This window comes from Paracoccus isoporae (assembly GCF_900101865.1).
In the GTDB taxonomy this organism is placed as follows: domain Bacteria; phylum Pseudomonadota; class Alphaproteobacteria; order Rhodobacterales; family Rhodobacteraceae; genus Paracoccus; species Paracoccus isoporae.
This window is the reverse complement of the sequence record NZ_FNAH01000024.1, coordinates 1-7,850: the sequence shown is the minus strand read 5'-3', so window position 1 is coordinate 7,850 and position 7,850 is coordinate 1. Positions and strand designations below refer to the sequence as shown.

8 protein-coding genes and 1 pseudogene are annotated in these 7,850 nt (G+C 61.0%); 4 read left to right on the top strand and 5 right to left on the bottom strand.

Annotated features, from left to right (window positions below; all coding sequences use genetic code 11):
* Positions 1 to 102: 102 nt before the first annotated feature.
* The 4 genes and pseudogenes from BLT73_RS16810 to BLT73_RS16795 all read right to left on the bottom strand — a co-directional run bounded on the left by BLT73_RS16810 (position 103) and on the right by BLT73_RS16795 (position 4,287).
* Positions 103 to 318: pseudogene (locus tag BLT73_RS16810) on the bottom strand (type II toxin-antitoxin system ParD family antitoxin).
* A gap of 97 nt (positions 319 to 415) precedes the next feature.
* On the bottom strand, positions 416 to 1,696 hold the full coding sequence (repC, locus tag BLT73_RS16805) for a plasmid replication protein RepC (protein WP_090525741.1): 1,281 nt from the start codon (positions 1,694 to 1,696) through the stop codon (positions 416 to 418).
* 219 nt (positions 1,697 to 1,915) lie between these two features.
* The gene (locus BLT73_RS16800) at positions 1,916 to 2,932 is read right to left on the bottom strand and encodes a ParB N-terminal domain-containing protein (RefSeq protein ID WP_090525740.1); all 1,017 of its coding nucleotides are present in this window, start codon (positions 2,930 to 2,932) and stop codon (positions 1,916 to 1,918) included.
* Positions 2,929 to 4,287, bottom strand: a complete 1,359-nt coding sequence (locus tag BLT73_RS16795; RefSeq protein WP_176805220.1) for a ParA family protein — start codon at positions 4,285 to 4,287, stop codon at positions 2,929 to 2,931. The genes BLT73_RS16800 and BLT73_RS16795 overlap by 4 nt, the downstream gene beginning before the upstream one ends.
* Before the next feature lie 291 nt (positions 4,288 to 4,578).
* On the opposite strand from BLT73_RS16795, the gene BLT73_RS16790 reads away from it, so the two are divergent.
* Positions 4,579 to 4,878 (top strand): type II toxin-antitoxin system VapC family toxin, encoded by a 300-nt coding sequence (locus BLT73_RS16790; RefSeq protein ID WP_143025721.1) that lies wholly within the window; start codon positions 4,579 to 4,581, stop codon positions 4,876 to 4,878.
* On the opposite strand, the gene BLT73_RS16785 is transcribed toward BLT73_RS16790, so the two are convergent.
* Positions 4,875 to 5,924 carry a tyrosine-type recombinase/integrase gene (locus BLT73_RS16785; RefSeq protein ID WP_090525736.1) on the bottom strand — a complete coding sequence of 350 codons (1,050 nt, stop codon included), beginning with the start codon at positions 5,922 to 5,924 and terminating at the stop codon, positions 4,875 to 4,877. The genes BLT73_RS16790 and BLT73_RS16785 overlap by 4 nt on opposite strands.
* Positions 5,925 to 5,965: 41 nt before the next feature.
* Here BLT73_RS16785 and BLT73_RS16780 point away from each other — a divergent pair, with 41 nt between their 5' ends.
* From BLT73_RS16780 to BLT73_RS16770, 3 genes are all read left to right on the top strand, one after another.
* Positions 5,966 to 6,202, top strand: a complete 237-nt coding sequence (locus BLT73_RS16780) for a FitA-like ribbon-helix-helix domain-containing protein (RefSeq protein WP_036743548.1) — start codon at positions 5,966 to 5,968, stop codon at positions 6,200 to 6,202.
* Positions 6,199 to 6,657: a type II toxin-antitoxin system VapC family toxin gene (locus BLT73_RS16775; protein WP_090525735.1), complete on the top strand. Its 459-nt coding sequence runs from the start codon at positions 6,199 to 6,201 to the stop codon at positions 6,655 to 6,657. Before BLT73_RS16780 ends, BLT73_RS16775 begins: the two co-directional genes overlap by 4 nt.
* 143 nt (positions 6,658 to 6,800) lie before the next feature.
* Positions 6,801 to 7,817 carry a DUF1403 family protein gene (locus BLT73_RS16770; RefSeq protein WP_090525732.1) on the top strand — a complete coding sequence of 339 codons (1,017 nt, stop codon included), beginning with the start codon at positions 6,801 to 6,803 and terminating at the stop codon, positions 7,815 to 7,817.
* Positions 7,818 to 7,850 lie beyond the last annotated feature (33 nt).

The window sequence follows — 7,850 nt, the reverse complement described above, 5'->3', positions numbered from 1 at the left end:
TCTCATAGAGTTCAGCCTGCTTGAGCCAGAATTTTTCGATCGTCCACTTGGCGATTTCGACGAGGCTCGCCTCAGCGCGGCGCGTCAGCCGAAGAGATCGGTTCATGAAGTTGCGCGCGCTTGTCGAAAGGCCCGCCGGATTACGTCTTCTCCGCTGCCTTCGGCGAATTCACCCGCCTTTGCTTGCGTCAATCCCTCGAATAAGCCCTGCCGGATACCGGCGAGCAGCGCTTCTTACTGCTCCAGCAGACGAAGCCCCGCGCGCATCGCTTCGCTGACGTTCTGGTAACGCCCAGACGCCACCAATGCCTGCACCAGCTAGTCCTGGGTTTCGGTCAGAACAACATTGCGCGTAACCATCTATCGGCTCTCCTTTGCTGGCAATGTATGCCAATGATCCCTGTTGAGCAACAACTCATGCGGCTTGGCCACTGAGCCTGCCATAGAAGCTGCGTTCGAGGTGCAGCTCCCCTGCCCCGGCCTTTTCGACCATGCCACGCAGATAGCCGCCCGGCGAGGAAACTTCGCCGGCGCAATGCTTCTCGAAGACAAGCGCGAGCGCCGCTGTCGCCACCTGTTTGCCCAAACGGTCCTGCGCCACGTTCCAGGCATGTTCAGAAATGCCGATCATCGGCCTGAGTTGACCAGCGACTCGGTGCAGATCGCCCCAATCCTTCAGGAACCCGCCCAAATTGCGCGCCCAGGATGCGAATTCCGGGCAGGCCTGTATCACAGTCGGAAGATCCAGCGCGGCGCGCTTCTTGCGCACCTCGGCAACCCACTCTTCCAGCTCCCTGTCAACCTGATCCTCGGTCTGAGCATTGGGCACCACGGCCGCGACTTCCTCTTTTTCCGAGGAATTACGAGTTACAGGATTAAGTTGGTTTGTAATTAGTATATGAGGGTCAAAAATGGCCTCCCTGGGGTTCATTTCTTGAATTTTCTTAGAACCTTGTTCCTTGGTTTCAGGGGTGTTTTCCACAGGCTGAACGACCTCGGTTGCCTTGAGATAGGCCGCTTCGACGCGCTCCTGAAGCCCCTTGAACCAGATTAGCAGCCGCTCAAGCTGTTCTGAAGCTTCATGGCGGCGAGGAAGCCGGTTCAGAAGCTCCTCGAAGAGACCTATGAATTGCGTCCAGGGTCCTCGCAGCGCGCTGCTGACGGCCGCTTCAATCCGAGCGCGGATCATACGGCGTGCAACCGTGATCTGGCGCTTCAGGCGCTGACAGAGCTCGCGCTCGGCTTGCAATTCGGCATGAAGCTCCTCGAACTCCTCGACGCGCGCCGACAGCGGCGACAGATCGAAGCCATAGGCCTCGACGATGCGCCCCTCGGCGTCCCTGCGGCCCCACCGCTTGCCGTTCGGGCTGTCCTGGAAGGAAATCACGCCGATCTCGGCCAGCCGCCGTGCATGGCGCTTGAGCGTAGAGAGCGAGAAACCCGTCTGCTCCATCAGATAGGCATTCGATGCCCAGACGATCGGACGCTGCCCCCCCTCCCAATCCAGGGCCTGTGTAAAGGCCCCGAGCGTATCGAGGAGCATCATATCTCCTGCCTTGAGGCCAATGTAGGCCCCCACCCGCTTCACAGCCACGAAGGCCCGCGCTTTGGGTACAGCTACCTGTTCACCGGCTTGGGCAAGTTGCTCTGCAATGCCAAGACCCGGTGTCGGCTTGCGCCAACCTGTATGTTTCATGCCTGTTTCTCACCTCCAGTTGTGTGGAGGCAAAAGAAAGCCGTTCGCTCAGAAGCGTTCTTGTTGACAGTGATTCGAGAGAGACTTATCTTCAAGGCGACCAAACCAATAAGATCAGCTCTCAGGCCCTCAGCTTGGGGGCTTTTCTTTTGCCTTTAGATCACATTCTTCCTTCTTGCTCGTGGCCTCAATGTATGGAGATGCACCGGTATTCAGGCTCTAGCCCGTCGGTGGAACCTCCTTATTCTTTGCCAAGAAGTCCGCGATCAGATCGCTCAACTCCTCAAGCTTCTCTTGGCTCAGCGGTACGCTTGCTGCTTTGATCGAGAGATTGCCGTTCGCTGACGTGAGCGAGAGATTACGACCCCCTACCTTGCGCTTGGCGGTGATCTTCTGAGCGGACTTTCTGACTTTCTTCTTCGGCTTGCCCTCAAGGCTGGCCAGCGCTTTTTGCAGATCCTGGAAGCTCATGTCGTAAGCGTTCTTGAACGCGTTCAAGATTTGATCTCGAGCCCCGAAAACTGCGCGAGCGCGCGACACGATACTCTCGTGGACTCCAATACGTGCTGCAAACGCTACCGCAGTCGTCTTCTCGCCAGACTCACGAAGCGTCTCGTACATCTCTCCGATAGCCAGTAGGCGCTCGAATGCGCCAAGGTTCTCCCTTTCCTCGTTTTCCCGGAAACGGAGGAACAGCATCTCGAACTGCGCGTTCTCCGCGCCTCGCTTCTCTGGGGACGCCAAGATTGCTCGAAGCTTAAGCCCCAAGGTTTTCGCTGCAGCATGACGACGTCTGCCGGTCAGCATGATAAAGCGAGCATCCGCGACATCTGTTGGGCTCAACGGGTCGGGCTTCCATTTCGGATCCTCTGGCCAAACAAGGATGGGCGTGTCTTGGCCGTTGGTTTCGATGCTCTTAACAAGCGTTTGAAAGGCCTCTTGTGCCAGCCAGTCATCACGACGATCTGAACCTAACGGATCCTGCACTTGTTCCGGTGAAATCTGAAGTTCGTGACGGCCGTTCAGAATGTCATCGACGAGCTGCGTACGTCCCTGCTCTATCGCTGCCTGCGATTGGGCAAGTGCGCCGGCCTTCCATGCACTACCCGCTCCCTTGAAAGGTGCAGTAGTAGAAGACGGTGCAGTGTCGACTTTTGCCTCGTCGCCATTGCCACTCGGCTCAGCTGATTGGTTCAACGCTTTCGAAACCAGCGACCTCGGGATAGTTCGCTTCATGCTGCGGTCTCCCCGTCATCGTCATCATAGAACGTGTCCATCCAAGCATTCGCATAACCACGTTCGAGGCCTGGCCACAGACGGCTGACGATTGCATCGTTCACCGCGTCTGCGTTCTCAATAAATCTGTTGATACCTTTTCGCTTGCCAGGCGTGTCAGGCTCGTATTCGTAGACCGACTGATAAACGTCTGAAGCGTTCGAAATCGCGTCTGACCGAAGATAGAATACGGGCAAGATCTCCGTGGGGCAGTGCTCGAGAAGATTGCCGATGTGGTTGAGATCCTGACCGTTGGAACGCTGCACAATGGCTGGCAAAAGCATGTTGGCACCCGAGCCAATATCGATACGCTCATGTGCTAAGATGTGCTGCAGCATACTTAGCAGGCCGGTGACAAAGGTCGACAGAGTTGCGATGTCGAACCCCTTCATGGTCTGAGGAATGACGAGGGATGAAGAGGCTATCACATTGTTGAGCTGGAAAAGCGTCAGCGCCGGTTGATAATCAATAATGATGCAATCCAGCGTTTCGTTCAGCGCATGCTCAAGTCGGACAGGATCGACCTTTCCATCCGTAACAAGTTCATTGGGAGCAGTTGCCGGAGGGTGCGCTTCTTTCCAGCGATCAATCGCGTCCCGAAGGTAGCGGTAGAAACTCTTGCCTGCAGGAGCTTCGCGAACCAAGCGGGCGATCTGAATTTCGCCCTCAGAGGTCTCTCCGTGCGCTGGAACCAATCGAAGCCCTGGCCAAGAAGTCTTCAAAAAGAAGCTATCCAGCGTCTCCGCGGAGTGATCCGTGTACGGCGCCTCCTCAGACTGGAAGAGGCCCGCGAAGTCCACCATCGATGGCGTTTCTTCAGTAGGCATTTGAGACAACCCCTCACCGCCTACAAAGTAAAGTGTGATCGTGCTCTGCGGGTCCGCATCCATCACGCCAACACGCATTCCGTAATGTAGGCTCAGGTACTGTGCGAAATGTGCAGCGCTAAGACTCTTGGCCGTGCCGCCCTTTTGGCTGGCGAATGAAATGACTGGAAGCGGATCGCCGGGCTTGCGCCACGCAAGATAGTCAAAAGGACGCTTTGCAGACGCCGCCATCAAAGCGCGCATATGCATCAGTTCATGAAGGTTGAAGACACGCTCGCGTCCAACGTACTCACCCTTTGGAAAGTCGTCGTTACCATTCGCGAACTTGGTCAAGTATTGGCTGCTGACGTTCAAGAAGCGAGCGCACTGTCGCATCGACCAAGTGCGCTTGATACGATGGCGCAGCGTCAACTCTTTGTTGACGGCGACCATTGTGCGCTCCAAGCCTCGTGACAGGTCGGTCAAAAACTGTTCTAGACTTCCGCTCATATCGCTGCCCCGACTTCGGTTGACTCCGAGTTCGACTCGTTTCGCCACTCATAGTAGCACTATTATGGGCGCAATTGGAAGATACCACGCGCCTATCTGAATTTAGGAGTATGATTAAAGGCGGTGAGGTGCAAAACGATCTAATCTTGAACGCGTTCAAGATCGACTTGCGGGTGCTGGGCCCGAACGATGTCGGGCCCAATTCTTCAGATCAAGCGGCGTCTTTGGGACCCCAAGGATGATGGCATTTTCATTCGAAATCCTGTAGCAGGGCTTTCACGAAACAACAGCTTGGCAATGCCGTGCCGCGAGGTGATGGTGGAACTGGTCTGGGTGCTCGAGCGCGCCTATGGGCTGTCGCGATCCGAGATCGCGGGTGAGGTCGACGGGCTTTTGTCAGCGCGCGAGATCGTCGTCGAAGCGGCAGAGCGCGTCGGACGGGCGGTCGAGCGCTACCGGCAAGGCGGAGCGGGGTTTTCGGATCACATGATTGCGCTTGCGGGCCATGAGGCAGGTTTTGGCGAGGTCTTCAGCTTTGACCGAAAGGCGACCGCACAGGCGCGTATGAGCATCGTACCCAAGCAATTCTAGTCCCCCAGCAGGTTCGCGGCGGGGTTATCGGTGATTTCGACATCGGCGTAATAGGCCTGTGCCTGGCCGGGATCGCGGTGCAGCGACAGCTGCATGGCGGCGGCGAGCGGCGCGCCATCCAGCGCCGCCTGCGTCAGGAATCCCGCGCGCAAACCGTGCGGGCTGGCAAAGTCCCGTGGATAGCCGGCCAGTTCTAGGCGATGGGCGACGATCTCACGGAACCCGCCCGGCGTCAGGCGACGTTTCAGCACCCGGTCGGCTTGGCTGACCGGACGGAAGAGCGGCCCACCGATGATTCCGGCGGCCTCGATCCAGGCCAGCACCGAGCGTGCCGGAAACCCTTTCAGCGGCAGCCAGGGAGCCTGATCGAGCGTGGTGGTCTTGGTGTGCAAGAGGCGAATGCGGATCAGCCCGCGCTCCGCCATTGGCCGGGCGTCGATATCGTCGAGATTCAGCGCCGTGACCTCGGAGCGCCGGCGCCCGCCGCTGGCCCAGGCCAGCGCCAGGGCGGCGTGATCTCGCAGGTCGCGCCTCACGCCGGTGCGGCAGGTCGCCAGCATCGCCCTCAGCACCTCGCGAGTGATCGGGTTTTCGGATTTGCGCTGGCGCGGCCGGGCCACGGCCCGCCGCGCCTTGATGCGGGCTTCCTTGATCAGCGGCGCGTCAAAGGGAGAGCGAAGGTTCTTCATCCGGTGGAAGGCACGCCAGCTTGCGATGCGGCGATCCAGTGTCGACGGGGCAGGAGCGGCGTATCCGCGCCTCAGTCCCGCGGCCACCAGGGCCTCGGCTGCCTCACGGGCCGGCCCGGTCGCGTCGCGCAAATCCCGCGCATGATCGAGGATGAAGCGCAGCGCCACCTCTTCTTCCTCGGGCCAGGCGAGTGCGGCACCGAACGCAGCAGCCTTCCAGGCCCCGATATAGGCCAGATCCTGTTCATAGGCGCGGAGCGTGTTCTCGGCCGTGCCCCGGCGGAAGAGATCCGTCAGCGCGTCCTGGTCGGCGGGCGTGAGCGACGACGGGAGGGGCAGGGGTTGAAGTTGTGACATCAGGTTGCTATCATTGATAATGGATTGATGGAGAACGAGCCATGGCACAGCTGATCGTGCGGGATGTCGACGAGACCACGGCGCAGGCCCTGCGGCTGCGGGCGGCAGCCAATGGCCGCTCGGTCGAGGCCGAACACCGGATGCTCTTGCGCGAGGTGCTGGGCACGCCCGGCCAGTCCGAGGACTTCGCAGCGGCGGCGGCCCGGTTGCGGGCCCGCCTCGATCGCGGCACCGACAGCGCCGCGCTGGTGCGCGCGGGACGGGACGCGCGCGCGTGAGCGACGCCGTCGCCGGGCCAAGCTCCGGACCCTGTGTGGTCGATGCCAGCACCGCGCTGAAATGGGTCCTGCAGGAAGAGGGCAGTGAAGCTGCCGTCACGCTGCTCGACGGACGGCCACTTTACGCCCCGGCTCTGATCTACATCGAGGTCGCGAATGCGCTGTGGTCGGCCGTACGGCGGCAGCGACTGCTGCCGGAAGAGGCGGCCGATGCCCTCGACCTGATCACCCGGGCGCCGCTGCGCCAGGGAGCAGAGGATGCCTCCCTGGCACAGCGGGCGCTGCAGCTGTCGCTGCTCCTGGATCATCCGGTCTATGACTGCAGCTATCTCGCCCTGGCGATGCGGCACAAGGTGCCGGTGGTGACCGCGGATCGCCGCTTTGTCCGGGCCGCGGCGGCGGTGCCCGAGGCCGCGCCCTTCGTTCGCCAGTTGGGCGATTCTGCGGCGCATTGAGGCTCTCCCTGACCGGTTTCCCCTCCCATGATAGCGGAATGTCGGTCCTTCTTCAACACTATCGATAATCGTATCTTATCGACAGTAATGATGGAAAAAGAAACATGCTTCAGTGATCCGCATTTATCGGCTATTCTGCGGATATGAGCGATCTGGAAGAATATTGGTTCGATCCACCAGAGGGCGACGATCCCGCCTATCCACCCCTGCCACGGGCGGATCGGAGGTTATTGCTCGATCCGGCGGCCTGGCGCATGGCGGAGCGGGACTGCGCCGTGGACCTGGCGCAGGCCGCGCAGGCCATCGGCCGGCTGGACGGGCTGCTGGCCGGTCTGGACGAAAAAACGCGCCGCGGTCTGATTGCCCGGCTGGCATTCAGTGAGGTCGTGTCCATGCTCTGGGCCGCGGGGACGCCGATCCCGCAAGACGTGCTGATCCGCGACCTGGCCGATGCGCCGTCCTCGGTCGACCTGGAAGCGCTGGCTCTGGCCCGGTGGGCCATCGGGCGGTTGCAGGGCAGGGGGCGTCTGGAGGCGTTGCGGGATTTCCTCGGGCTGCACCGGGGGGGGCAGGGGCGGGGCGACAGCGACCTGCTGCGCCCGACCGGAGCCGATTTTGACTCCGAGACCGAGGGGTTTGCGGCGGGACTTGCCGCACTGGAGGGGTGCCATGCGATCACCCGGGCAGCGTTCGGATGCCGGCTCTGGCGGCTTATCGATCTGTCGCCGGACGGGCACCAGCTGGAAGCGATGTGCTGGGCGGCACGGGCCATGGCGGACAGCGCGGGGCCGCTGGTGATGGTGCCGATGGGACAGGCCGGGCGGCGAGTTTGGACGATAGGTGGTGATGCGGAAGAATTTCTGAGGGCGTGGTGCGGGGCCATTGCGGCCGGCTGCGAGGCGGGGTTCCGCGTGATCCGGCAGCTGATGGACTGGGCAGATCGGGCCAGGCGAACGACGGCGAGGATCAAGGGCAGCAATGCGGAATTGGTGATCGATGCGCTGGTGGTGCATCCAGTGGTTTCCGCCGCTGCGCTGGAAGCCGAAGCGGCGATCAGCCGCGATACCGCCGAGCGGCTGCTGGCGCGCTTGCAGGGACTAGGGCTGGTGCGCGAGATCACGGGCGGAACGCGGTTCCGGCTGTGGACGGCGGTGCTGTGACCACAAGCCCGGCCGTCGTCTCGCCCCAGCACC

What these genes read in the sequence shown, in the direction of transcription:
- repC (WP_090525741.1), bottom strand. Translation starts at nt 1,696, where the DNA reads ATGAAACATACAGGTTGGCGCAAGCCGACACCGGGTCTTGGCATTGCA.
- BLT73_RS16800 (WP_090525740.1), bottom strand. Translation starts at nt 2,932, where the DNA reads ATGAAGCGAACTATCCCGAGGTCGCTGGTTTCGAAAGCGTTGAACCAA.
- BLT73_RS16795 (WP_176805220.1), bottom strand. Translation starts at nt 4,287, where the DNA reads ATGAGCGGAAGTCTAGAACAGTTTTTGACCGACCTGTCACGAGGCTTG.
- BLT73_RS16785 (WP_090525736.1), bottom strand. Translation starts at nt 5,924, where the DNA reads ATGTCACAACTTCAACCCCTGCCCCTCCCGTCGTCGCTCACGCCCGCC.
- BLT73_RS16780 (WP_036743548.1), top strand. Translation starts at nt 5,966, where the DNA reads ATGGCACAGCTGATCGTGCGGGATGTCGACGAGACCACGGCGCAGGCC.
- BLT73_RS16770 (WP_090525732.1), top strand. Translation starts at nt 6,801, where the DNA reads ATGAGCGATCTGGAAGAATATTGGTTCGATCCACCAGAGGGCGACGAT.